The organism is Corynebacterium sp. KPL3927, assembly GCF_040225835.1.
In the GTDB taxonomy this organism is placed as follows: domain Bacteria; phylum Actinomycetota; class Actinomycetes; order Mycobacteriales; family Mycobacteriaceae; genus Corynebacterium.
The window spans coordinates 104,749-126,873 of record NZ_JBEHGD010000002.1 but is presented as its reverse complement, the minus strand read 5'-3'; the positions used below and the strand labels follow the sequence as shown (position 1 = coordinate 126,873).

At 59.7% G+C, this 22,125-nt stretch carries 22 protein-coding genes and 1 riboswitch; of the genes, 6 read left to right on the top strand and 16 right to left on the bottom strand.

Going from position 1 to position 22,125, the window contains the following annotated elements; genetic code table 11:
• Positions 1-3: 3 nt before the first annotated feature.
• A complete protein-coding gene (locus tag ABRP86_RS02160; protein WP_349862256.1) occupies positions 4-1,311 on the bottom strand; it encodes a DEAD/DEAH box helicase in 1,308 nt (435 codons plus the stop codon).
• 225 nt (positions 1,312-1,536) lie between these two features.
• Here ABRP86_RS02160 and ABRP86_RS02155 point away from each other — a divergent pair, with 225 nt between their 5' ends.
• The gene (locus tag ABRP86_RS02155) at positions 1,537-3,066 is read left to right on the top strand and encodes an SLC13 family permease (RefSeq protein ID WP_023022292.1); all 1,530 of its coding nucleotides are present in this window, start codon (positions 1,537-1,539) and stop codon (positions 3,064-3,066) included.
• A 63-nt stretch (positions 3,067-3,129) separates the two neighbouring features.
• On the opposite strand, the gene gnd is transcribed toward ABRP86_RS02155, so the two are convergent.
• Complete coding sequence (gene gnd / locus ABRP86_RS02150) at positions 3,130-4,581, bottom strand: NADP-dependent phosphogluconate dehydrogenase (protein ID WP_349862254.1); 1,452 nt, start codon at positions 4,579-4,581, stop codon at positions 3,130-3,132.
• A 59-nt stretch (positions 4,582-4,640) separates the two neighbouring features.
• Here gnd and ABRP86_RS02145 point away from each other — a divergent pair, with 59 nt between their 5' ends.
• Positions 4,641-5,096, top strand: coding sequence for a PaaI family thioesterase (locus tag ABRP86_RS02145; protein ID WP_239268073.1), 456 nt, complete (start codon positions 4,641-4,643; stop codon positions 5,094-5,096).
• A gap of 2 nt (positions 5,097-5,098) precedes the next feature.
• Here ABRP86_RS02145 and corA read toward each other — a convergent pair whose 3' ends face one another.
• Entirely contained in the window at positions 5,099-6,172 is a 1,074-nt protein-coding gene (gene corA, locus ABRP86_RS02140; RefSeq protein WP_349862252.1) for a magnesium/cobalt transporter CorA, read from the bottom strand.
• A gap of 116 nt (positions 6,173-6,288) precedes the next feature.
• Between corA and ABRP86_RS02135 the strand changes: the two genes are divergently transcribed.
• Entirely contained in the window at positions 6,289-6,891 is a 603-nt protein-coding gene (locus ABRP86_RS02135; protein ID WP_239268077.1) for a class I SAM-dependent methyltransferase, read from the top strand.
• 4 nt (positions 6,892-6,895) lie between these two features.
• On the opposite strand, the gene ABRP86_RS02130 is transcribed toward ABRP86_RS02135, so the two are convergent.
• The 4 genes from ABRP86_RS02130 to ABRP86_RS02115 form a co-directional block, all read right to left on the bottom strand.
• Positions 6,896-8,431, bottom strand: coding sequence for a bifunctional hydroxymethylpyrimidine kinase/phosphomethylpyrimidine kinase (locus tag ABRP86_RS02130; RefSeq protein WP_239268079.1), 1,536 nt, complete (start codon positions 8,429-8,431; stop codon positions 6,896-6,898).
• The gene (gene thiE / locus ABRP86_RS02125; RefSeq protein WP_349853039.1) at positions 8,424-9,053 is read right to left on the bottom strand and encodes a thiamine phosphate synthase; all 630 of its coding nucleotides are present in this window, start codon (positions 9,051-9,053) and stop codon (positions 8,424-8,426) included. The genes ABRP86_RS02130 and thiE overlap by 8 nt, the downstream gene beginning before the upstream one ends.
• Positions 9,050-9,874, bottom strand: a complete 825-nt coding sequence (gene thiM / locus ABRP86_RS02120) for a hydroxyethylthiazole kinase (protein WP_239268083.1) — start codon at positions 9,872-9,874, stop codon at positions 9,050-9,052. Before thiM ends, thiE begins: the two co-directional genes overlap by 4 nt.
• A riboswitch (TPP riboswitch) is annotated at positions 9,862-9,957 on the bottom strand. (Overlaps the previous gene by 13 nt.)
• A gap of 102 nt (positions 9,958-10,059) precedes the next feature.
• On the bottom strand, positions 10,060-11,415 hold the full coding sequence (locus ABRP86_RS02115; protein ID WP_239268085.1) for an NAD(P)/FAD-dependent oxidoreductase: 1,356 nt from the start codon (positions 11,413-11,415) through the stop codon (positions 10,060-10,062).
• 204 nt (positions 11,416-11,619) lie between these two features.
• Between ABRP86_RS02115 and ABRP86_RS02110 the strand changes: the two genes are divergently transcribed.
• On the top strand, positions 11,620-12,933 hold the full coding sequence (locus tag ABRP86_RS02110; protein ID WP_349862249.1) for a class I SAM-dependent methyltransferase: 1,314 nt from the start codon (positions 11,620-11,622) through the stop codon (positions 12,931-12,933).
• Between the two features lie 5 nt (positions 12,934-12,938).
• Here ABRP86_RS02110 and ABRP86_RS02105 read toward each other — a convergent pair whose 3' ends face one another.
• The 4 genes from ABRP86_RS02105 to ABRP86_RS02090 all read right to left on the bottom strand — a co-directional run bounded on the left by ABRP86_RS02105 (position 12,939) and on the right by ABRP86_RS02090 (position 15,718).
• Complete coding sequence (locus ABRP86_RS02105) at positions 12,939-13,844, bottom strand: Dyp-type peroxidase (protein ID WP_349862247.1); 906 nt, start codon at positions 13,842-13,844, stop codon at positions 12,939-12,941.
• 659 nt (positions 13,845-14,503) lie between these two features.
• Positions 14,504-14,668 carry a hypothetical protein gene (locus tag ABRP86_RS02100; protein ID WP_284853931.1) on the bottom strand — a complete coding sequence of 55 codons (165 nt, stop codon included), beginning with the start codon at positions 14,666-14,668 and terminating at the stop codon, positions 14,504-14,506.
• Between the two features lie 3 nt (positions 14,669-14,671).
• Positions 14,672-15,373: a YceI family protein gene (locus ABRP86_RS02095; RefSeq protein WP_349862245.1), complete on the bottom strand. Its 702-nt coding sequence runs from the start codon at positions 15,371-15,373 to the stop codon at positions 14,672-14,674.
• A 3-nt stretch (positions 15,374-15,376) separates the two neighbouring features.
• On the bottom strand, positions 15,377-15,718 hold the full coding sequence (locus tag ABRP86_RS02090) for a hypothetical protein (RefSeq protein ID WP_284853929.1): 342 nt from the start codon (positions 15,716-15,718) through the stop codon (positions 15,377-15,379).
• Positions 15,719-15,845: 127 nt separating this feature from the next.
• On the opposite strand from ABRP86_RS02090, the gene ABRP86_RS02085 reads away from it, so the two are divergent.
• Entirely contained in the window at positions 15,846-16,223 is a 378-nt protein-coding gene (locus ABRP86_RS02085) for an RNA polymerase-binding protein RbpA (protein WP_005279221.1), read from the top strand.
• Between the two features lie 78 nt (positions 16,224-16,301).
• On the opposite strand, the gene ABRP86_RS02080 is transcribed toward ABRP86_RS02085, so the two are convergent.
• Genes ABRP86_RS02080 through ABRP86_RS02070 form a run of 3 tightly spaced genes read right to left on the bottom strand, consistent with a single transcriptional unit; the run spans position 16,302 to position 19,333 of the window.
• Positions 16,302-17,201 carry a polyprenol monophosphomannose synthase gene (locus ABRP86_RS02080; protein ID WP_284771869.1) on the bottom strand — a complete coding sequence of 300 codons (900 nt, stop codon included), beginning with the start codon at positions 17,199-17,201 and terminating at the stop codon, positions 16,302-16,304.
• Positions 17,202-17,215: 14 nt separating this feature from the next.
• A complete protein-coding gene (gene lnt / locus ABRP86_RS02075; protein ID WP_349862243.1) occupies positions 17,216-18,733 on the bottom strand; it encodes an apolipoprotein N-acyltransferase in 1,518 nt (505 codons plus the stop codon).
• Entirely contained in the window at positions 18,734-19,333 is a 600-nt protein-coding gene (locus ABRP86_RS02070) for an FxsA family protein (RefSeq protein WP_023022319.1), read from the bottom strand. It abuts the gene before it with no gap.
• 87 nt (positions 19,334-19,420) lie between these two features.
• On the opposite strand from ABRP86_RS02070, the gene ABRP86_RS02065 reads away from it, so the two are divergent.
• The gene (locus ABRP86_RS02065; protein WP_349862240.1) at positions 19,421-20,230 is read left to right on the top strand and encodes a precorrin-3B synthase; all 810 of its coding nucleotides are present in this window, start codon (positions 19,421-19,423) and stop codon (positions 20,228-20,230) included.
• Here ABRP86_RS02065 and ABRP86_RS02060 read toward each other — a convergent pair.
• Together ABRP86_RS02060 and ABRP86_RS02055 are read right to left on the bottom strand one after the other, a co-directional pair.
• Complete coding sequence (locus ABRP86_RS02060; protein ID WP_349862238.1) at positions 20,227-20,973, bottom strand: SDR family oxidoreductase; 747 nt, start codon at positions 20,971-20,973, stop codon at positions 20,227-20,229. The two genes, ABRP86_RS02065 and ABRP86_RS02060, sit on opposite strands and share 4 nt — an antisense overlap.
• Positions 20,974-22,095, bottom strand: a complete 1,122-nt coding sequence (locus ABRP86_RS02055) for a M24 family metallopeptidase (RefSeq protein WP_349862236.1) — start codon at positions 22,093-22,095, stop codon at positions 20,974-20,976.
• Positions 22,096-22,125: the final 30 nt, after the last annotated feature.

Below are 22,125 nucleotides of genomic sequence, written 5' to 3'. Positions count from 1 at the left end.
CGCTTAGCGACGCCGCCCCTTACCCCTCCTGGCTCCACCAACCTGCCGCTTCTGTTGGCGTGGGGGTTGTTTCTTTTGTTGCTGGTCCGAGCCATGAGAACCGTCTTGACCCGGTGGTGGAAGGGCCGGTCCGTGCGGCTTGCGGGCGCCGGTGACCGTGCGCAGCTCGGGCGCGCCGGCGGGGTTATCGCGGTGGGAAATATCGTGTTCGGTAGCGCTCACACCGGCCTTTTTGATGAGTGCAGCTACTTCTGAGCGCTGTTCGTCGGTGACCAGGGTAACCACCGTGCCTGTTGCGCCGCCGCGCGCCGTTCGTCCGGCGCGGTGCAGGTAGGCCTTGTGTTCTGCCGGAGGATCCACGTGGACGACGAGAGAAACGTCTGCAATATCGATGCCGCGGGCCGCAATATCGGTGGCAACGAGGACTGGAATGGAGCCATCGGCAAAGCCAGAAATGGCGCGGGTGCGCGCGCCCTGACCCTTATCTCCGTGCAGTGGATAGGCGTTGATGCCGACGCGCCTTAGCTTTTTCACCTGCCTATCCACGCCGTGCTTGGTACGCATAAACATGATGGTCTTGCCCGCGCGCGCGGCGATGCGCATTACCACCTCGTTGCGCGCAGGGCGATCGCCCACGAAAAACAGGTGGTGCGACATCGATTCCACCGCTGCTGCGACTGGAGCGGTGGAGTGGACCACTGGATCGTGCAGGAATTGCTCGACGAGCTTATTAACGTCCCCATCAAGGGTCGCAGAGAAAAGCAGCCGCTGACCGGTGGGCGGGGTGTAGTTTAAAAGCTTGCGCACCTGGGGAAGAAACCCCATATCGGCCATCTGGTCCGCCTCGTCCAAAGTGGTGATCTGTACCTTGTCGAAGGACAACTTCCCTTGGGCGATGAGATCTTGGGCGCGACCAGGTGTGGCGACCAAGAGGTCTACTGGGCGTGCCAGAGAGCGGATGTGATGGTTGATATTAACGCCGCCGACCACGGCGAGGACGCGTAGCCCTAATGCGGCGGCGGGCTCATCGAGGCGTTGTTGGATCTGCGTCGCTAACTCGCGGGTGGGGGCGAGCACGACCGCGCGGGGCTGGCCCGGGGTAGAGGCGCCCGAGCCAGCCAATCGGGCCAATGTAGGAAGCCCAAAGGTAAAGGTCTTACCGGAACCGGTAGGCCCGCGGCCAAGTACGTCCTTGCCTGCGAGTACATCGGGGATGGCTGCGGCTTGGATGGGGAAAGCTTCCGTGATTCCTTGGTTGTGTAAAACGTGAACCACGCGCTGAGGTAAGCCGAGTTCGGCAAAAGTAGTCATCGTTGGGCAATTCTAACTGGTGGGCGCGCAAAATCCCGCATCGCCCGACGCACGATTGGTGGGCTAAGCTACAAGTGAGAAATCCCATAGCAAAAATAAGCCCCTGCTTTAGGTATTTCACTGGTTATTACCTAACGTGGAAGGTGGTGCTGGGAAGCACGCAAATCTTTTCCTCCACTCACCGGCCCCTTCCAAGGCCACACCGAACTGTTAAGGAGTCGTCACATGGCTCAAGCACAAGCATCCGCAGCCAGTACTTCTTCCCACTCCTCACCGCAGGAATCAACAGAGCCCACGAAGAAGGAGAGGTTTCACCTTGATGCCGTGTGGTTCGCGCTGGCCTTCGTGGCTCTAGCGGTCGTCTTACTTATCCCGATTCCAGGACTCGACTGGCCCGCCAAAGTGGCTCTGGGCATGCTGGCCTTCGCGGTGATCATGTGGGTGACCGAGGCCGTGAGCTATCCGGTAAGCGCCCTGCTCATCGTTGGCCTTATTTCCCTGCTGTTGGGACTCGGGCCGGATCCAGAATCCGATGGCATCTACGGCACCTCCAACGCTCTCAAGGTCGCGATGGCAGGATTTTCCTCCTCCGCGGTAGCACTCGTGGCCGCAGCGCTGATTCTGGCCGGGGCGATGCAAGCTACGGGCCTGCATAAGCGGATTGCCCTGTACGTGCTGAAGGTCGCGGGGGAGAAGACCTCCCACATCGTTATCGGCGCCATTGCGATTGCCATCATCTTGGCCTTCTTCGTTCCTTCTGCCACCGCGCGTGCGGGCGCCGTAGTACCCATCTTGCTCGGTATGGTAGCCGCCTTCGGCCTTTCCTATGAGTCGAAGCTGGGTGCTCTACTCGTCATTACCGCAGCGCAAGCCGTATCGATCTGGAACGTGGGCATTAAGACCGCCGCCGCACAAAACCTCGTGGCGGTGGGGTTTATCGAGGATCAAATGGGGCAGTCGGTCTCTTGGGGCCAATGGTTCATTTGGGCCGCACCGTGGTCCATCCTGATGTCCATTGCGCTGTATTTCATCATGCGCGCCGTCATCAAACCGGAAACGGAGCGCATTGAGGGAGGAAAGGAGCTCATCGCCAAGCAGCTAGAAGACCTCGGGCCCACCTCACCGGAAGAGAAGAGGCTCATCGGATTTTCCCTCCTCCTGCTCTTCTTCTGGGCCACGGAGGGACTGCTGCACCCGATTAGTTCGGCCGTCATTACCGCGGTGGCCGTTGCCCTGATGCTGTTACCGAAGATCGGCGTGTTTACCTGGCCAGAGGCCCAAAAATCAGTGAGCTGGGGTACCCTCATCGTCTTTGCCATCGGCATTTCGCTCGGCTCATTCCTGTTGGATACGGGCGCTGCCACGTGGCTATCAGAAAAGACCTTCGGGCTGATGGGGCTGGATTCGCTGCCGATTCTGGCAACGATTGCGCTGGTATCGCTGTTTAATATCCTCATCCACTTGGGCTTTGCCTCTGCTACGTCGCTTGCCTCCGCGCTCATCCCGGTCTTTATTGCTTTGGCCTCCACGCTGGATGTGCCTAACGGCGGCATCGGCTTCGTGGTCATTCAGCAGTTCGTCATCTGCTTCGGATTCTTGCTTCCCGTCTCGGCGCCGCAGAATATGCTGGCCTATGGCACCGGTGCCTTTAGCACCAAACAATTCCTTCGCTCTGGTATCCCGCTGACCATCGTCGGATACCTGCTCATCCTGCTGCTCTCTGCCACCTACTGGTCGTGGCTCGGCTTGGTCTAAGGCCAGGTACTAAAAAGGGGAGGGCCTGCACCGAGCAGGTCCTCCCTCTATGTGTACGGCAGTTTAGTCCGTTTGCGTCAGGCTGCGGTCACCGGACCACTCGACGTGGAAGGTGCCGGGCTTATCGGTGCGCTTGAAGGTGTGTGCACCAAAGAAATCGCGCTGACCCTGGATTAGGGCGGCGGGCAGGCGCGTGGCGCGCAGGCTGTCATAGTAGGACAGCGAAGAGGCAAAGACCGGAGCGGGCAGGCCCATCTGGGTTGCCGCGACGACGACGCGGCGCCACGGTTCGATGAGGTCTTCCAGCTCGCCCTTGAAGTAGGGATCCAGGATGAGGGCGGGAAGCTCTGGGTTGTTATCAAATGCCTCGCGGATGCGGTCTAAGAACTTGGCGCGGATGATGCAGCCGCCGCGCCAGATGGTGGCCAGATCGCGCGGATCGACATCCCAGCCGAATTCGGCTGAACCGGCCTTGATCTCATCGAAGCCCTGGGAGTAGGCGATGAGCTTGGCGGCATAGAGGGCGCGGCGAACGTCTTCGATGAAGGCATCCTTGTCGATGTCGAAGTCCGCGTTCGTGCCTGCCGGAAGCTGGCCCTCCTGCGCGGCGGCGCGCTGCTGGCTAGAAGAAGACAGTGCGCGGGCAAAGACGGACTCGGCAATGCCGGTAATCGGCACGCCCAATTCGAGGCCGTTGATGGCGGTCCAGCGGCCGGTGCCTTTCTGGCCGGCGGCGTCCAAGATGACATCGACAAGCGGGACGCCCGTGTCCGGATCCTTCTGGGCGAGTACCTCGGCGGTGATTTCAATGAGATAAGAATCCAAGTCGCCGGAGTTCCACTTTTTGAAGATCTCCGCGATTTCGGCTGGCTCCATGCCCGCGCCGTAGCGCAGCAGCTGGTAGGCCTCGCCGATGACCTGCATATCGGCGTACTCGATGCCATTGTGGACCATTTTGACAAAGTGGCCGGCGCCATCCGGGCCGATGTGGGTCACGCACGGGGTGCCATCTACCTCGGCGGCGATGGACTCCAGGATGGGGCCTAAGGTCTCCCAGGACTCAGCAGGCCCACCGGGCATGATGGACGGGCCGTTCAAGGCGCCTTCCTCGCCGCCGGAAATGCCCGCGCCTACGAAGTGCTTGCCGCGCTCGCCCACTTCCTTTTCGCGGCGAATGGTATCCGTAAACAGCGCGTTGCCGCCATCGATGATGATATCGCCGTCATCCATGGCATCGGCAAGCTGATCAATCACCGTATCGGTGGCCTTGCCCGCCTGCACCATGATGATGGCCTTGCGGGGGCGCTCCAAGGAAGCCACGAAATCCGCGATGGATTCGGAAGGGATAAAGTTTCCTTCGTCGCCGTGGGCTTCAATGAGGGCGTGGGTCTTTTCCGGGCTGCGATTATAGACGGCGACGGTATTGCCATTGCGGGCAAAGTTGCGGGCGAGGTTAGAGCCCATTACCGCCAGGCCGACAACACCAATGTGCGCGAGTTCGTTCTTTTCAGTCATGGTGCCTATCCTACGTCACCGCCGCGCTTTCGCCGCGCTGGCGGCTAAGCTTAAAGACTATGTCAGATACCCAGATACTCAATGACTTACTTCATACCGCGCACACGCGCCTGCTCAACGAGGAAGAGCTGGAGGAACTAAATTCGGTCAACGGCGGGCTTGCTGAGTTCATCGGCCTTACCTTCGACCGCGTGGGCCCATCCGAGGCCCGCGCGCGCCTTACCGTGACTCCACAGCATCACCAGCCGTGGGGCGTGGCGAATGGCGGGCTATATTGCACCATCGCGGAAACGGTGGCCTCCCTTGCCAGCGTCGCGGCTGCCGATGCCCCAGCGATGGGGGTCAATAATTCCACGGACTTCATCAGGGCGACGGGGGAGGGCGAGCTAGAAGCCGTGGCCACCCCCATTCAATTGGGCACGCGCACCCACGTGTGGAGCGTAGAAATGCGCCAAGGAGACACACTCATTGCACGCACCACGCTGCGCACCATGATTCTGGCTGAACGAAGCTAGGGCTAGAGCCAGTGGTTTTTCCGGAACCACGCCCACAGGCCGCCGACGCCAGCCACCATGATGATTATTGCCATGGGATAGCCAAAGGCCCAGTGCAGCTCCGGCATGATATCGAAGTTCATGCCGTAAATTCCGGCGACTAGCGTCGGCGCTGCCCACATACCGACGACGGCGGAGATCGTGCGCATATCGGAGTTTTGCTGCATAGTGACCTTGGCCACAGAGGCATCAATAAGCGAGGTCAAGCGTTCATCGAAGCTGGCCACCAAGTCATTGACCACGAGCTCGTGGTCGTAGACATCGCGCAGGTATGACCGGATCTGCTTAGAGATGAGATCCTTGTGATCCGAGACCATCGCCTTTAATGCCGCAGAGAGCGGGTAAATGGCGTGCTTCATCTCCAAGACTTCGCGCTTGAACATATAAATGCGGTCGACGTCGAATTTGAGGTTAGGGGTAAAGATTTCCTCTTCGAGTTCATCGACTTCATCGCTAATCAGGCGGGCGACCTCGGAGTAGCGGTCCACCATCATGTCCAGGATCTTCCAGGCCATGGCGACGGGGCCGAGCTCCACCAGGTCCTGCTCGTCTTCGACCGTGTAGGCCAGATTGGGCAGCTTCGCACCGTGGCGAACGGTGATGATGAAGTTAGAGCCCATAATCATCTGGATTTCGCCCGTAGAAATGATCTGGCGCTTATCTTGCACCTCATCGTGGTCGCGGTAATTCACCGAGCGGGCCACCACAAAGAGCTGGTCATCGTAGCGCTCTAGCTTAGGGCGCTGGTGGGCCATAACGGCGTCTTCCACGATGAGCTCGTGGATGCCAAATTGCGAGGCGATCTTCGTCATCTGAGATTCATAAGGCTCATGCAGGCCCACCCAGACAAACCCGCGGCCATATTCCGCCACGGTTTCCAGGGCGGAATGTGCGGAATACTCGCCGGGTAGGGCCTCACCATCGACGAAGACGCGGCAGTGCTCAATGGCGCGCTCCGCGGGAACCGGCGGGAAGGAGGGCTGACTAGGAGGCGTGGATTTCTTTCGGCCCCTAAAGGGCGTGGGTACGGACGGCATCGTTTCAGCCTCCTTTGCACGGTAGTGCGGATAGTAACGCAATCAAGTAGTAAAACGGGCCACGTTTTACGCAGCGGGTAAAGCTTACACCGACGGTGGGTAATATAATCGAATCTATGCCAACGTGGAAAGAAGTTACCGAAGCCAATCCCGCCCACTCCCATAATTTCGCCCGCAAATGGAAGATGCTGGAGGCGCAGGGCAAAGACATTCATGGGGAGGCCCGGCTTGTCGATGCCATGGTGGAGCGCAATTCCACCATCCTCGACGCCGGCTGTGGAACCGGCCGCGTCGGCGGGGAATTGCTGCGCCGCGGTCACAGCGTGGTGGGCATTGACGTGGACCCCATTTTGATCGAACACGCCGAACATGACTTCCCCGACGGCGAGTGGTTCGTCGGGGACCTGTGCACGGAAGAGGTTCCTGAAGGCCCCTTTGACTTGGCTGTTTCCGCAGGAAACGTCATGGGCTTTTTGGCCGTGGACGGCCGCGAGCAAGCACTGCGAAATATTTTTAACTCGCTGACCCCCGGAGGGCGCTTCGTCACCGGCTTTGGGGAAGGCCGCGGATGGGACTTCCAGGACTTCCTCGATATGGCGCAGAAGGTGGGCTACCGCGTTGACTTCACGTTTTCTTCCTGGGACATGAAGCTATTTTCGGAGCATTCCACCTTCTTGGTCGCCGTGCTATCTAGGCCTGGCGCGGACCTCTTGGCCTAAGGCCTTAAAAGCGCCGGTCCGCTTGGTCGAAGAAATCGACCTCGTGGATGCTGGCGCTGATAAAGGCGCGCTCGGCGCGGGTCCGAGTGGCCTCATCCGCCTTCTCCAGGTTTTCCTCCACAATCTTGATGCTCTCGCGCACCCCGGCGAGGAAATCTTCGCCGCCGTAGACCTCCAACCAAGCATGGTAGGGGTGATCGGGCGAGTCGAATTCCGCCAAATGCAGGCCTACCTCTGCATACAGCCAGTAGCAGGGCAGCACCGCCGCGATGCCAACGGCATAATCGTCCGTATGCGTGCTGCGGATGAGGAAATCCGTGTAGGCGCTGGTCACCCGCGAGGGCGCCGTGGTGGCCGAATCCTTCAACCACCCGCGGTGCAGTTCAGCCTCCTCCGCGAGGCACTCATAAGCGCCCTGCGCCCAGTGCAATTGCTGTGCGGTATCGGGTGCCTGGCTGGCGAGGCGAGCCAGGGCCTTCGAGTAGGACGCCAGGTACTGCGAATCCTGATCGAGGTAGAAGCTGAAAGCATCGTTGGCAAGTGCACCGGAACCCAGCTTCTGAATAAAGGGGAGTGCCTTTACCTGCTCCCAGTGATCCGCAGCGATATTCCACAGGCGCTGCGTGTACGGGCCTGCGGCCGCAACCCGCGGCTGTTCCGGGTTTTCCACCTCTTCCAAAGGCCCAGCCAGGTGAGGAAGCGGGACCGAGGATGCAGCCCGCATCAAGCGCTGCGAGCGGTGCAGGTGGTCCACCGGGCCGCTGCCCTTGCCGACGGCCAGCGCATCCGCATTGGCAATCGCCTCGTGCAGCCAGTCCGTGGACCATTCGAGGGCGCTTGCGGCATCATCGCCTGCGCCGAGCCGCGTTGCGAGGGCAGAGGAGAGGGAGCAGCCAGTGCCGTGGGTATTCTTCGTCTGCACCCGGGCCGATTCCACGCGGTGAACCGTGCCATCGCCGGTGACCACGGCGTTATCGGCAATCGCCGAATCAAGGTGTCCGCCCTTGACGATGACCGCCGTATCCGCCTCAGCGGCCCATGCCTTAGCCACCTCGATGGCACGATCCAGGTCCGCGGCTTCTTCCGTCTGCGTCAGTACGGCCAGCTCCTTGAGATTGGGCGTGATGACATCAGCGCGGGAGCACAGTTCGCGCACCGCCTTTTCCGCCTCGGGGGCCAAGAGGCGATCGCCGCTGGTGGCAACCATGACTGGGTCCAAGACCACGGGGACGGATGGGTCGATGCGGTCGAGGAAGGTGGCCACAAGGTCGGTGATGTTGGCATCGGCAAGCATGCCGATCTTAATGGCATCGATGTCTACGTCCTCGCGGACCGAATCCAGCTGCTCCTGGAGGAAATCCAGCGGCGGGACGTGGACGCTGCGCACGCCCTGGGTATTTTGGGCGACCAGCGCAGTGACCACGCTCATTCCGTACCCGCCCGCGGCGGCGATGGACTTCAGATCGGCCTGGATGCCGGCTCCGCCTGTGGGATCGGTTCCAGCAATCGAGAGAATTCGGGGATAAGTTCCTTTAGCCACGGTAGGCCTCCTTTAGGTTGTGTGCTGCGGCTGCCGGGTCATCGGCAGCCATGATGTCGCTGACCACGCAGATCCCTGCGAAGTCGCTTCCGGAAAGTTCATGGGCATTGTGTGCTTTGATGCCGCCGATGGCGACGGACTCGATGCCGCGTTCGCGCGCCGCGGTGGCAAGCCGGCCGGCGGCCTCTACGCCTATTCCCGCTGGCGCATTCTTCTTGGTCGCCGTCGAGTAAACCGGGCCAATGCCAATGACGTCGGGGGATTGCTGCGGATCGATGGCGTCCAACTCCTGCTGCGTTCCCACCGAAAGCCCGATGAGCTTATCGGGACTTAGCAGCGCGCGAGCCTGGGATAAGTCCATATCGTCTTGGCCAATGTGCAGGTGGCAGCCCACCCTGGCTGCTACCTCGGCGCGGTCGTTGATAAAGAGCGGGACATCGCCCAAGACCTTCATGAGTTCGCGGGCGGTAGCTTCCACCTCCTCGTCGCTGGCCTCCTTATCGCGCAATTGCACGACGGTCGCCCCGCCGCGCACCGCCTCTTGCACGATGGGAACTACGTTGTCCCGCCCGCCGGCGAGCTTAGGATCGGTGATGAGATACAGCGTCCAATCGATGCTCATGCTAGCCCCGCAACGTCCGCGACCTCGGAGGCAGAGGTGTGCTCTTCGATGGCGTCAGTGGTGAGCTCATGCAGCGCATCGAGCCAGGCAACCGCAAAGGAGCCAGGCGCAGTAGATTTCTCAGCGGCAACGCTGCCCGCGGCCCCGACATGCGCATGCGCGGCGATCATAGCCGCGAATGGATCATCCCACGCTGCCAGGTAGGCCGCGCAGATGGCACCTAGCGAACACCCCGTTCCGATGACGTTTTGCAGCATCGGGTGCCCAGACTCGAGGCTTACCGCACGCGGCCTTTCGCCTGCCTGCACGATGAGATCCGTGGGGCCAGATACGCCGATGACGGCCCCAGTTTCGCGGGAAAGTTTGAGTGCTGGTTCCAGCGCGGCCTCCACGCCATCGGTGGATTCCACGCCGCGCCCGCCGGCTCCGGTTCCAGCCAAGGCGATGATTTCGGAGGCGTTGCCGCGAATCGCAGTCGGACCCTGCGGCAAGACTTCATGCATGAACTCGGTGCGCTTTTTTAGCCCGCCCGCACCGACGGGGTCAAGGACCCACGGGTTTCCAGCCGCGGTCGCACCGGCGATTGCCTCACGCATGCCGGCGTATTGCTCGGAATTCGGCGTGCCGCAATTGATGAGCACGCCGCTGGCGATCCTCGCAAACTCTTGCGACTCTTCCAGAGTATCTACCATTGCCGGGCTGGCGCCGATGGCCAATAGCGCATTGGCAGAAATATTGCTGACGACCTTATTGGTCAAGCACTGAATAAGTGGAGCGGTATCGCGCACCGCATCGTGGGCACGCAGAAATGATAAGTCCACAACAATCCCTTCGCTAGTTCTAACTGAGAGCAGGTTCGATGGGTTTATCTCAGCCACGGTGCGTGGCACCCCATGTTGTAATGTCCAAGCCTAACAAAAATGGGAAAATAGGAACGAAAACAACAAAACCGCCGCCCACAGCCCCGCAGGCGGGGAGTGAGACGGCGGCTGGTGCCGAGGAGAATTTAGTTCTTCTTTTCTTCTTCTGCCTCATCGATGAGGTTGCGGGCGATGCGCTGCTGGGTAGTAATCTCCAGGTTGCCGCGGTTGCGGGAGAGGATATTAGCTGCCCAGTTGACCAATACGGCCAAGCGGCTGCGCAGGCCAACGACGTAGGTCAAGTGCAGGCCCAACCATGCCAACCAGCCTGGGAAGCCGGAGAATTCGGTCTTGCCCAGCTTCACAACGGCATTGAAACGGGTCACGATGGCCATCGAGCCCTTGTCGAAGTACTCGAAAGGTTCCTTTTCATCGGCCGTGGACTCCTCGTCCACCTTAGTCTCGATGAGCTTGGCGACGTGCTCGCCACCCTGAATTGCCACCTGCGCCAAGCCCGGCAGGCGGTTCAGGGACATCATGTCACCGATGATGTAGACGTTGTTGAAGTCACCAACGGTCATGTCATCGTTCACGGAGACGCGGCCCGCACGGTCAGCCTCGACGCCGGCTTGGTCAGCGACCATCTTGCCCAGCGGGGAAGCGGAAACACCAGCGGACCAGATCTTGGTCGCGCCCTCGAGGGTGACCTCTTCATCGGTCTTCATGTTCTTGTAGGTTACGGAGTCTTCGTTGACATCGGTCACCATGGCGTTCAGGCGCACGTTGACGCCTTCCTTCTCCAGGGTGCGCTGGGCACGGCGGCCGAGGCGCTTGCCAAACGGCGGGAGTACCTGTGGCGCGCCGTCAAGCAGGTAAATCTTAGCGGCGGAGGTGCCGTAGGTGGAGTAGACATCGCTAAGCGTGCGGTTAGCCAACTCAGCGATCTGGCCGGTGAGCTCCACACCGGTCGGGCCGGCGCCAACGATGATGAAGGTGAGGAGGCGCTCGCGCTCAGCGGGGTCATCGGTAAGCTCAGCTTTTTCGAAGGCGGAAATGATGCGGGAACGCAGCTCCAAGGCATCATCCAAGGTCTTCATGCCAGGTGCAAACTCCGCAAAGTGGTCATTGCCAAAGTACGACTGGCTGGAGCCAGCGGCGACCACAAGGGAGTCATAGGAGTAGGTGCGCGAAAAGTCATCGAGCTCGGCGGTAACCGTCTGGTCTTCCAGGTTAATGTCGGTCACGTTGCCGTTGACAAAGTCCACATTATCCTGGTTGCGCAGCAGCTGGCGGGTCGAGGGCGCAACCTCACCTGCGGAAATCATGCCGGTTGCCACCTGGTAGAGCATCGGCTGGAACAGGTGGTGGTTCTTCTTATCGATGAGGGTGATCTCAACATCGGCGTTCTTTAACTTCTTCACAGTGTTAAGACCGCCGAATCCACCGCCAACCACGACAACGTGGTGACGGCTTCCGTTTGGACGATAAGGGGTATCAGTCATGGAATTAATGCGACCTTCCTCGAGAAAGCTTAATTTAAGTACCCGTATAGTGTAAACGCTCGTCACATAACGTGCATACTTGATGCCCATTTACATGCGTTTCGGGTTTCCTTTCCTGCGGAGCGTCTTGACCGAAACCGCTCAGAAACTGGCTAAAATAAGCCCACACCGTGACCCCTTGCACCCAGGAGCGCTCCCCAAACCATGAGTTTTTCCACCCCCGAGCATCTACGCTCCATCGACGCGGAGGCATGGCCCAATATCGCGACCGTGCCATCGCAGCGCTGGGCGACGCTAAAATCCCGCCGGGCCGAAGCAGAATTTGCCAAGGCCTGCGATAGCGCCGGCTTGGAGCTCGAACTCGATGCTGCTGGCGGCCCCGATTTGAAGGTGGGTCACGATGCGCTCTTTGAGCGGATCGCCGCTACCGGATGGTTAGGCTTTGCCGAAAGCTATATGGCAGGCGAGTGGACCGTCGAATTCTCCGCCCAATTGGTAAAAGTTTTGGGCAAGCTCCTGCAGGTGGGGTACCTTCCCAAACCGCAAGGGGTAAGCGTGTGTGATTCTGAGCCAGGGGAGCTGCCGCTCGACTTGGTGCGCCTCTATGCCGGCGATGGCCTCAGCCACGTTGGCGGGATTTTCTCCAGCGGCGTGCCGACGACGATCCGGGAAACGGTCGAGAGCTTTAGCCCGAAAGCCGGCGGCAGGGAGCCGAAGAGCCACTTTGTCGATGTCACCACGGTGAGCGAGCCCACCAACGTGGACCGGGATGACTTGGGAGAGGCGCAGCGCAGGGCGGCAGACTGGCTTCTCGATGCCACCCGCACCGGCGCCGGTACCCACCTTCTTGTCTATCCCGCGGCCGGGATGCAGGCCGCGATACGCGCTACCAAGCGCCGCGCCACAGTCGACGTCCTGACCAGCGATGTCGAACAAATCACCCAGATGCGCGAGGCGCTTGTCTTTGCCGGAACGGAAGATTCTATCCACGTAGAGCGGATTCCGGATTCCGTTCCGAGCCCGAAGCAGTGGCGCGGGCACTACGACGCGATTATCAGCGTGGAAAAATTCGAGCAATTAAGCCCGCGCGAACGCAAGGCGTATATCCGGGTCCTCGATCGCTTCCTTACCGCAAACGGGCGGGCGGCTTTTCAATCCATCGTGGCCACCGAATCCATGTCGGACGCGGCCCGAGCATCGTTGCAGGCCATGCGGGCCTATATTTGGCCAGGCCTCGACTACCCGCTGACTATGGATCTCCACCGGCTCGTGGATAAGAACTCTCACCTGCGCATTGTGTCCGAAACGCACGTGGGCAGCCACTATATTGAGTCTCTGCGCCAGCAGCGATCCTTTTTCGATGGGCACCTGCGCGAGGCCGCCGCTGCAGGCTTTGATCCGGTTTTCCGCAGGTTATGGACCTTCCAATTCGCACTTCGCGAGGCGCTCATGACGCTCGGGATGATCGATTCCGTGCAATTTGGCCTAACCCACCGCAATCGCGGCGGGCGCCGCTAGGCTCTTTAGTGCGGAAGCTCGTCGAATTCGTCTAGCAGGTCAACGCTCGGGACGAAAAAGTTCGTACCGGTCAGGGCCGTGGAGAAGTCCAGGATCCGGTCATAATTGCCTTCGGGATCGCCGATGAACATATTGCGCAAACGCTCATTAATATCCTCTGGGTCCTTGGCATATCCGATAAAGTAAGTACCCATCTCACCTGCGGCAAAGGAACCGAAGACCATGTTTTCTCGGTAGATATCCTCCTCGAGGTCATTGAGAGCCACGTGGGAATTTGATGGCTGCGCATCCTCATCGAGCTCCACGTCATCGGCCTTGGTACGCCCGATAACGCGTTCCTGCTCTTCGGTGCTGATACCGCTCCACTTATCTAGGTCATGGGTGTATTTTTGCACTGTGACGTAGGAGCCGCGGGGATAATCGGCGTCATCGGCAAGCAGCACTGTCTCTAGAGCTTCCTCGGGGAGGGGATTGGCGGTGCCATCCACAAAGCCTAGGAGGTCGCGCTGGTCCAAGTACTTGAAACCCTGGGTCTCATCGATGACGGTGGCGGCATCGCCCAGCTGGCGCAAGACCTGGCGCGCCATTTCGTGGCAGAGGTCATAAGTATTCGCGCGGAAATGCAGCAGGATATCACCGGGCGTGGAAGGCGCCTTGTACGTGCCCTCGAGCGGCTCGAACTCCTTGAGCTTGTCCGGGCGGGGAGCGCTGGTAAGGCGCGGCCACATGGACGCGCCGATGCCGACGACCGTATACAGCTCGCCCTCATTGTGGCGGAAATTGACGGACTTGAAGGTATCGCTAAAAGCGGAGAGCATGTCCCGAGTGGCTTGCTCGCCGCCTTCCGCAATGTCCAAGACTAGGAACAGGGCGGCGCGGGAAGGCTTAGTGACAACGCGTTGAATAGTCATGAGTTCCAGCATATGTGTCCGCTTTGGGCGTTGCACGTTTGGTGTATGTGGCGCTGTGGTGTGATGTGGATGCTTTGGTGGGTGGGCTTTGATGCGTGATGTGCAGGGTTTGATGCGTTTTGACAAATAGTGGGCCGATTTAGGTGTTTTGGAGGGCACTATTTGTCAATTTGGAACATACTGCGCTGTGAATGGCTTGAACATTCTAAACTGACGGGCCTCGGTCCCGGTGGGAGGGACTTCCACGGATCTAAAATGACATAATGTACATTATCGGACAATTATGGAGTTCTGCAGGTTAAGCTGCGGGCGGCTTGAGCGTGTATGAATTGCGTGCGATGCTGACTGCCTTGTTCGCGGTTCGGTCCGGAGCGTTGACCGCCCTGCTTGTTTTGGATGCGGCGTGCTAAGGTTTGAAGGTTCCGCGGATAAGTTGGCCCAGACTTTGCCGAGACGCCTTTGAATACCTGAAGCGAGCCAGCCTTTCGAATCCGCTTGGGCTTACCTAGGGTGCCTAGCGAACAGCCCCAACAGCCTAAACGCCCAATTGTGTGGACGGGCGCCGATAGCGGGACTTTCCCGCTGCTGCGTTAAGGCGCTTGCTATACCCCGGTATTTAGTCACAGTGACGTTAATTAAAGGGGGGAAGCCTTGGTTCTCTATTGGTTTTTATAGGCACTCCATAGCTGCCAGATGGTTAATACCGCCAGCAATGCTGCAATCGCTGTGACTAGCCACATTTGCTGGACCGCGACGAAAATCGAGAAAGCTATGACGACTATAAGGCGGAACCACAGGGCGGAAATTAAGCGGCGAGAATTCACGGTTTAATCCTTGTTCAAGGAGATGCGCAGGTTGATCTCGCCGTCCTCGGCGACCTTAGCCGCCAGCATGTCTGGGGTTTCCACGTTGTAGTCCAGGCGGTTAATCGGAACGTCGCCGCCAATGATGATATCGTCACCGTCACGCAGGACATCGAACTCCTGGGTGATTTCCTGCGTCTTGTCCTTGATCGTAAGGTCACCGGTGAGCTTGACGGAGCCGATGGTGCCGTCTTCGGGGATATCGGCAAGCGAGGCGGGCTTGGTAAGCGTGAAGGAAGATTCTGGGAAGTCTGAGGTCTTAAAGAGCTTGGACTTCATGTTTTGGTCGCGGACTTTCTTGTCCGTGGTAAGAGCATCCATATTCACCGTGATGGTGGCGGATTCCAGCGTGGAATCGGAAATCTTCGCCTGACCGGTGACCTCCGTGGTCGATCCGGAGGTGGACGTCCTCTCCGCAGGCAGAACCTCGTCGAAGGTAAAGCCCACCGAAGTGTGGTTATCGGCGCGACCCTTGGCCACTGACCAGGAACCGTCGAGCGGAGTCGAGGCTTCCTTGGCGCCATCGGCAGTCACGGGCTCCGTCTTGACGCCGCCACTTTTGAAAAGCGAGTACACAATCGGGCCGATCGCTACGGCGGTAAGTACGAGGATTAAAACCACGAAGATGGAAACGACGAGTTTCCGGTTATAAAAAAGCTTTTTCATCTACTATCGAAGTCCTTCTAAACGCCGAGCCAGCGAAACAAGCTCCTCACACAGACTGGAAAGCTCTTCCGCGCTCGCGCCTTCTTCCGCGGCGGTATGAATGTCTTCTGCGGAACACCGCAATTCAAAAAGGCCGTCGCGCAAACCTTGCACTTTATCTGGGCTTAAGATTACTGCATCGGCAGGAATATCCGTGCCACTAACATTGTTTCTTTGTTCATAGGCACGCTGTTTGCACGAGGCGCTGCAAAACTTACGTGGTCGTCCCCTACCGCCTTGGTCAATATCCTTTCCACACCATTGGCAGGAACCGACATTGCTTTCACGACTAGCTGTACGGATCACTCGATACACTTTAGTCCATTAAACGGCGGGCTGGGAACAATACCGCGTGGGTGTTCGTTATAATAAATAGCTCTTAGGCGAAACTATCGCCGTCAATCAGGGATCTCTTTGAAAAGGATGATGTTGCATGGCAGATCGCGTACTCCGTGGCAGCCGTATGGGTGCAGTCAGCTACGAAACTGACCGCGACCACGACCTCGCACCGCGTCAGATGGTGAAATACCGCACGGACGATGGTGAGATTTATGAGGTGCCCTTTGCACATGAGGCAGAAATCCCTGAAGAATGGATGTGCAAGAATGGCAAACTGGGCCACCTCGTAGAGGGCGAAGGCGTGGAAGCTAAGCCCATCAAGCCACCGCGCACACACTGGGATATGCTGCGGGAGCGTCGCTCCATCGAGGAGCTCGATGAGCTTTTGGAAGAGCGCATTAACCACCTGCGCTCCCGCCGTCGGACCGCTGCGCGCCTCCTCAAGGAGCAGGAACAGCAGAAGAAGTCTTAAAGGCTCAAGCGGAATTAATTAAAGCCCGTACCCTGACCGCCACGGTGGCGTTGGGGTACGGGCTTTCTGCTGCTTAGATTACTTCTTCTTAGTCAGCTGGCCCACCTGGTGCTTGACCAAGTATCCCAGCTCATTGGCCAAGTTAGTGGCCCAGCCCACACCGTTGCGGGCCTTCTGGCCGGCATTGTGAACAGAGCCGTATTTGACCTCGTGGTCCGCCAGCTTGGACATCTCGCCGGCAAAATCCTTCACCTGCTCCGCGCGGTGGGCCACGCCCCACTTGGTTACCTCGAAGAGGGAATCCTTGACAAAGGAACCATCCAGCTTGGATTCGCCGTACTCGCGCTCGGTGAAGGTGATGGGCACCTCGCGGATATCGTATCCAGCCTTGACCGCGCGGAAGGCCAAGTCCACTTGGAAGATGTAGCCGGCCTTGGACAGCTCGTCAAAGTCGATGTCTTCCAACAGCTCGCGGCGGAAAGCGCGGTAGCCTGCGGTCATATCGGACAGGTCGGTGCCGAGCGCGAAGGAGATATAGAGGTTGCCCAAGCGGGACAGGTACTCGCGGGATGCCGGCCAGTTGACGGTCTCGCCGCCTGGCACATAGCGGGAGCCGATGACGAGGTCGGCGCCCTTGTCAATCTCCTCCAGCAGCAGGTGCAGCTGCTCTGGGGCGTGGGAGCCATCAGCATCCATCTCACAAAGGACCTGGTAGTCGCGCTCCAAGCCCCACTCGAAGCCGGCGATATAAGCGCCCAAGAGGCCGCCCTTGCCCTCGCGGTGCAGCACGTGAATGTGGTCATCTTCTGCAGCGAAAGCATCGGCCTTCTCGCCGGTGCCGTCAGGGGAATTATCATCCACAACGAGGATGTGAACCTCTGGCAGCGCCTCGCGGACGCGGCCGGTAATCAAGGGAAGGTTTTCAATCTCGTTATACGTTGGGATGATAACCAGCGTCGCAGAATCAAGAGTGCTCACAGAAATTAATGCTCCTACTTTTCTTTAGCGCCGACACCGCGAGGTGTACGACCCAATCGGTTGATACGCACGGCAATGAGTGCGCAGACGGTACCAATAATAACCATCAGCCACTGCATGAGCGAACCGTAGCGCACCGAAAATGTTTCACCGGTTTTCAGTGGCAGGATTTCTACCAGTGCCGCGGGCTCAAAGAGCTCCGAGGATTGGCTCACGCTGCCGTCTGGGTGCACGAGTGCGGACACCCCAGAGGTGGCTGCGACCACGACGGCGCGGTCGGTTTCGAGCGCCCGCAGCCTGCTCATGGCCAGCTGCTGGTAGGTCATATCGGAAAAGCCGAACGTAGCGTTATTGGTAGGCGTCGTGAGAATCTGCGCGCCGTTGTTGACGGATTCGTGGAAGGCGTTATCGAAGGAGACCTCATAACAGGTCGCCACACCTACCGCGACGGAATTCATGGAGACCACACCGGGCCCGTCCCCTGCCTTGAAATCCCCGGCGAGGTCGACGTAGTCCGAGAAATGCGCGAAGAAGTCCCGCATGGGCATGGTTTCACCGAACGGCTGTAGGTACTTCTTATAGTGATGGTCGCCTGCCCCGTGGCCGGGAGTAAAGACTTGCATGGTATTGCGCGCACCCACTTCATCGCGGGTGGCGGTGCCAACCAGCACTGGCGCGTCAATGGCATCGACGGCCCCGCTAATGGCTTGGGCCGCCTCGCCGTCACGGAAAGGGTCGATATCAGAAGAGTTTTCCGGCCAGATCACCAGATCTATATCGTCTTCGTGGCGGGCGAGCTTCTCCGTTTCCTGGACGTGGTTATTCAGCACCGCCCGCCGTTGCCCGGCGAAATCCAAACCACTGCGCGGCACGTTGCCTTGGATGGCGGCTACCTTGGTCTCGCCAACCTTGGTATCTGCGGGATCGATGCCGCGCCCAGCCGCGAGTCCTGCAACTAGCGGGAGGATGAGCGCGGCGCCAGCGGCTACCTTTAGCCGCCCGCCGCGCAGCAACAAGCCAGCCAGGCCGCAGGCGCACAGCGCCGTTGCCACTGTAATCAGGGAGGTCCCGCCCCACGGGGCGAGATTGGCTAAGGGCCCTTCGATTTGTCCCCACGCCAGTTTGACCCAAGGGAAACCACCAAAAGGCACCGAGGAACGCAGGACCTCCACGGCGAGGTACACGAAGGGAAAGACCAGAAATCCATATCGCCACCGCGCCACAGAGGCCCCGAATATCCCTAAAAGGATGGCATATACCGAAAGCCAGATGGCAAGCGCCGCATAGGGCACGGTCCCTACCAACTCGCCAATCCAGGGCAGGCTCAGCAAGTACAGAATCAGCCCGTGCGCCACCGCCAAAAGCGCGCCTGTGGCCCCGCGCACCTGTCGCCCACGCCAAGGCATGAGGCTCACATACAGCAGGGCGATGCCAATGATCGCGCCCCACCACCAGCCGCGCGGCTCAAGGGCGGTAAAGGTCAGCGCACCAGATATGCCCGCTATGACGAGGCGGGCGAAAAATATCGCCACTTATTTTCCGTCCTGCGAATTGCCATCGCCGCGGGGACCGAAGTCATCAGGATCCAGGTTTTCGGACCAGTTGCGCAGCTCTTCTTCGTCGATAACTTCGTGGGAATCGCTCTGACCAGACGATTGCCCAAAAGATTGGCCCGAGGCCTGCCCAAAGGAACCAAAATTGCCATAGCTATCGTGCTGCTGTGCCATGGGCGATGCCTCGTAAATGCGCACACCCATCTTCTCCACCTTGCGGTAGATGGATACGGCCATAAACTTTCGAAACAGCGACCGCGTTGGGGCGAAGATGAGCAAGATACCAATAAAACTGGTCAAAAACCCAGGCAGGGACAGCAACATGCCACCGGCCAAGGTTAGGCCCACATTCCCGGCGGTTTTACCCATGTCGTTATCGCGGACGTAGTAGGTCCCGTCACCAGCCTGTTCTACCTGTTTACCCATCAACCGGCGCACCTCAATACCGGCGATGGACATTCCAAAGAACATGGTGATGAACAGAGCAATGAACGCCCAAAAGAGGCCAATCCACTCGGCGACGGCCCAAAACGCTAGGGTTTCCGCCAGCATATAGAGGACGAGATATAAAAACGGCATAGTTTCCAGTTTAACGAGCAAAGCTGACGATATGCTGGCAACACTCGATCCCAGCGCAGGGCTTCTCACCGGCTACACTGGCAAGCTATGCATTACCCCAAATTTTTCCAGCATCCCGAGTCCGGCACTTCCCTGCGCCTGCACGTTGTGGGCGGTTTTACCAGCCCTAATGATTGGATCCATTTGGGTTATTGCGCGGCGCACTGGGCCGATGGCAGCGTCTACATTAGCCCTAATTCCGCCATCGAGTTGCGGGGCGTCACGGACAAGGCGCAGCTGGCGGCTGAGCTGGATAAATTGGAGTTGCAGAGCTTCCACATTCCTGTGCTGGCCTCTCCCCTTTCTGCCGCGGCGAAGCAGGCCGCGCGCGAGCTGGCCACGCACCTGAATACCGAACAGCCCGGCGTGGAGTCGCTCGCGATTACCGCTACCGACGATCTCCCGGCTTCTGCCACGCAGGTCAGCATGCGTCTGCTTGACGATGCCACCTTGAATATCACCCAGTCCCCCGCCGCCGACATCCCTACCGCAGGCCTCTCGCTTGCCGATGCCGCAGCCCACCTCCAACGCCTCGGTGCACAAAGCACCGAGACGAAGGGCGGTGTGACAAGTGACGCGGAGCTTAACGCAGAACCTGGGCCCATTGGCTGGTTGGACGAGCACCAGGCAGAAGGCGTGGTCGACCTTGGCGCGGGGGTCTACCAAGGCGCCATCCCGGCGCAGTTCGCGCAGCTTATCGGCCAGCTCGAGGTAAACATCACGGTCACCCCGTGGGGTGGCTTAGTCTTTCACGACATCGCAGAGGGCGATGCTGAGGTCGTCCTCCGCGTGCTCGCCCCGCGCGGTTTCATCTTCGACATCAACTCGCCCCTGCTGCGGGAGGGCGAGGCCGACTAACGCGGCATGTGCCGCCACACGGGCCGGGGCACGAGCCGCATGACCCAGGCCAAAGCCTGCAGGGCCTTCGGGATCCACAGGGTGTGGCTGCGTGCCTGACCGCGGCGGTCGTCGTTGTCTATGCAAGCAACGACGGCATCGGCGACATCGCCTGGCCGCACCGATAGCGGGGCCGGTTTCATTCCTTGGGTCATGGACCCGATGACGAACCCGGGGCGCGCGGTAATCAACCCAAGCCCACTGCCGTGCAACCTATCCGCAAGGCCCTGACAAAATGCATCCAGGCCAGCCTTGGTGGAACCGTAGACATAATTGGCGCGGCGGGCCCGCCAGCCAGCGATGGAGGAAAAGGCCACGATATGGCCGCGCAGCATCGACTGCGCCGCCACCGTCAGCACGGAGACCTGGGCGGTGTAGTCGATAGTGGCGATTTGTGCTGCCTGGGACGGATCGAGTTCCGCTTTATCTTGATCCCCTAGGATGCCGAAGGCGACCACAGTCAGCTCAATGGCGCCGACGCGTTCCTTGGCCTCGGCAAAGATCTGGCGGTGCTGGGAGAAATCCTCCGCATCGAAGGACAGCTGGTAGACGCTGCGTGCACCTGCGGCCTCTAGCTGAGAGGTTACCCCCTCAAGCCCGTGCGTCCCGCGCGCGGCGAGGACGATGTCGTTGCCGCAGGCCACGCGACGGGCGATTTCACCGCCGATATCGCTGCGCCCGCCTAGGATCAGTACGCCAGCCACTTAGCGCACTTCGCGTTCAACGACGTTGAGGGACTCGTAGCCATCCTTGGTAAGGACCACGATGTCTTCTAGGCGCATGCCCCACTGGCCTTCCAGGTAAATGCCTGGCTCGATGGAAAAGGCCATGCCCTCTTCCAGCGCTAGGTCATTTCCCTCCATGATGAAGGGCTCTTCGTGGGTCGAGAGACCAATTCCGTGGCCGGTGCGGTGGACGAATTTATTGCCCCAGCCGGCATCGGCAATAGCCTTCCTAGCAACCGCATCGATTTCCTCGGCAGTGCTGCCGGGTTTGGCGGCGGCGCGGGCGGCCGCTTGGGCATCGTAAAGCACTGCATAAGCGTCCTGGAAGTCCTGCGGTGCCTGGCTAAGATCGCCGCCTACGACGTAGGTGCGGGTGCAATCGGAATGGTAGCCGGAGGGCAAGGTGCCTCCGAGATCCACGACGACGGGCTCGCCCGCAGCCAGCTTCCGGTCAGAGAAGCTGTGGTGCGGATTGGCGCCATTCGGGCCAGAGCCCACGATGACAAAGTCAATGATGGAATGTTCTTCGAGGATGAGCTTTTCCAGTTCGTGCGCCACCTCGGCCTCGGTGCGGCCGGGCTGCAGGAGCCCAGGAACCTGGGCGTGCACGGCGTCGATGGCCTGGCCGGCCCTGCGCAGCTCTGCGATTTCCGCCTCATCCTTGCGGGTAAACAGCTCTGCGAGCGCGTAGGTGGCAAGGACATAATCCGTCTCGGGCACGAGCGCCTGGAACTGCAGGATGTGGTCCGCAGTCAGGGATTGGCCCAGAGCGACCTTCTTGATCGGCGCAGCGCCCTTGAGGGCGAGCTCGTAGGGATTATCGCCGTCATTCCACCCGCGCAGCTCCACATCGAGCTTGCCGACGGGCGCCGATTTAATATCCGTAATATCCGTATTCGGCGAGACAATCCACGGGGTACCGCTCTGCGGAACCGCCAGCACCGTCAGGCGTTCGTGGGACGATACCCACGAACCGGTCAGGTAGGCGAAATCGGGGCCGGTGCCAATCAGCAAAAGGTCAATGCCCTGCTGGGTGGCCGCTTCTTGCGCGGCCGCGAGCCGGCGCGAATACACTTCGGGAGAAAAAGCCTGAGTAGTCATACACCTCAGTCTACTAGCCAGCAGGCCGGG

Coding starts and splice junctions, on each gene's coding strand:
- ABRP86_RS02145 (WP_239268073.1), top strand. CDS start 4,641: ATGTCAGATACCCAGATACTCAATGACTTACTTCATACCGCGCACACG.
- corA (WP_349862252.1), bottom strand. CDS start 6,172: ATGCCGTCCGTACCCACGCCCTTTAGGGGCCGAAAGAAATCCACGCCT.
- ABRP86_RS02055 (WP_349862236.1), bottom strand. CDS start 22,095: ATGACTACTCAGGCTTTTTCTCCCGAAGTGTATTCGCGCCGGCTCGCG.
- ABRP86_RS02095 (WP_349862245.1), bottom strand. CDS start 15,373: ATGAAAAAGCTTTTTTATAACCGGAAACTCGTCGTTTCCATCTTCGTG.
- gnd (WP_349862254.1), bottom strand. CDS start 4,581: ATGACTGAAAAGAACGAACTCGCGCACATTGGTGTTGTCGGCCTGGCG.
- ABRP86_RS02160 (WP_349862256.1), bottom strand. CDS start 1,311: ATGACTACTTTTGCCGAACTCGGCTTACCTCAGCGCGTGGTTCACGTT.
- ABRP86_RS02085 (WP_005279221.1), top strand. CDS start 15,846: ATGGCAGATCGCGTACTCCGTGGCAGCCGTATGGGTGCAGTCAGCTAC.
- ABRP86_RS02115 (WP_239268085.1), bottom strand. CDS start 11,415: ATGACTGATACCCCTTATCGTCCAAACGGAAGCCGTCACCACGTTGTC.
- ABRP86_RS02070 (WP_023022319.1), bottom strand. CDS start 19,333: ATGCCGTTTTTATATCTCGTCCTCTATATGCTGGCGGAAACCCTAGCG.
- ABRP86_RS02065 (WP_349862240.1), top strand. CDS start 19,421: ATGCATTACCCCAAATTTTTCCAGCATCCCGAGTCCGGCACTTCCCTG.
- thiE (WP_349853039.1), bottom strand. CDS start 9,053: ATGAGCATCGATTGGACGCTGTATCTCATCACCGATCCTAAGCTCGCC.
- ABRP86_RS02105 (WP_349862247.1), bottom strand. CDS start 13,844: ATGACTATTCAACGCGTTGTCACTAAGCCTTCCCGCGCCGCCCTGTTC.
- ABRP86_RS02155 (WP_023022292.1), top strand. CDS start 1,537: ATGGCTCAAGCACAAGCATCCGCAGCCAGTACTTCTTCCCACTCCTCA.
- ABRP86_RS02110 (WP_349862249.1), top strand. CDS start 11,620: ATGAGTTTTTCCACCCCCGAGCATCTACGCTCCATCGACGCGGAGGCA.
- ABRP86_RS02135 (WP_239268077.1), top strand. CDS start 6,289: ATGCCAACGTGGAAAGAAGTTACCGAAGCCAATCCCGCCCACTCCCAT.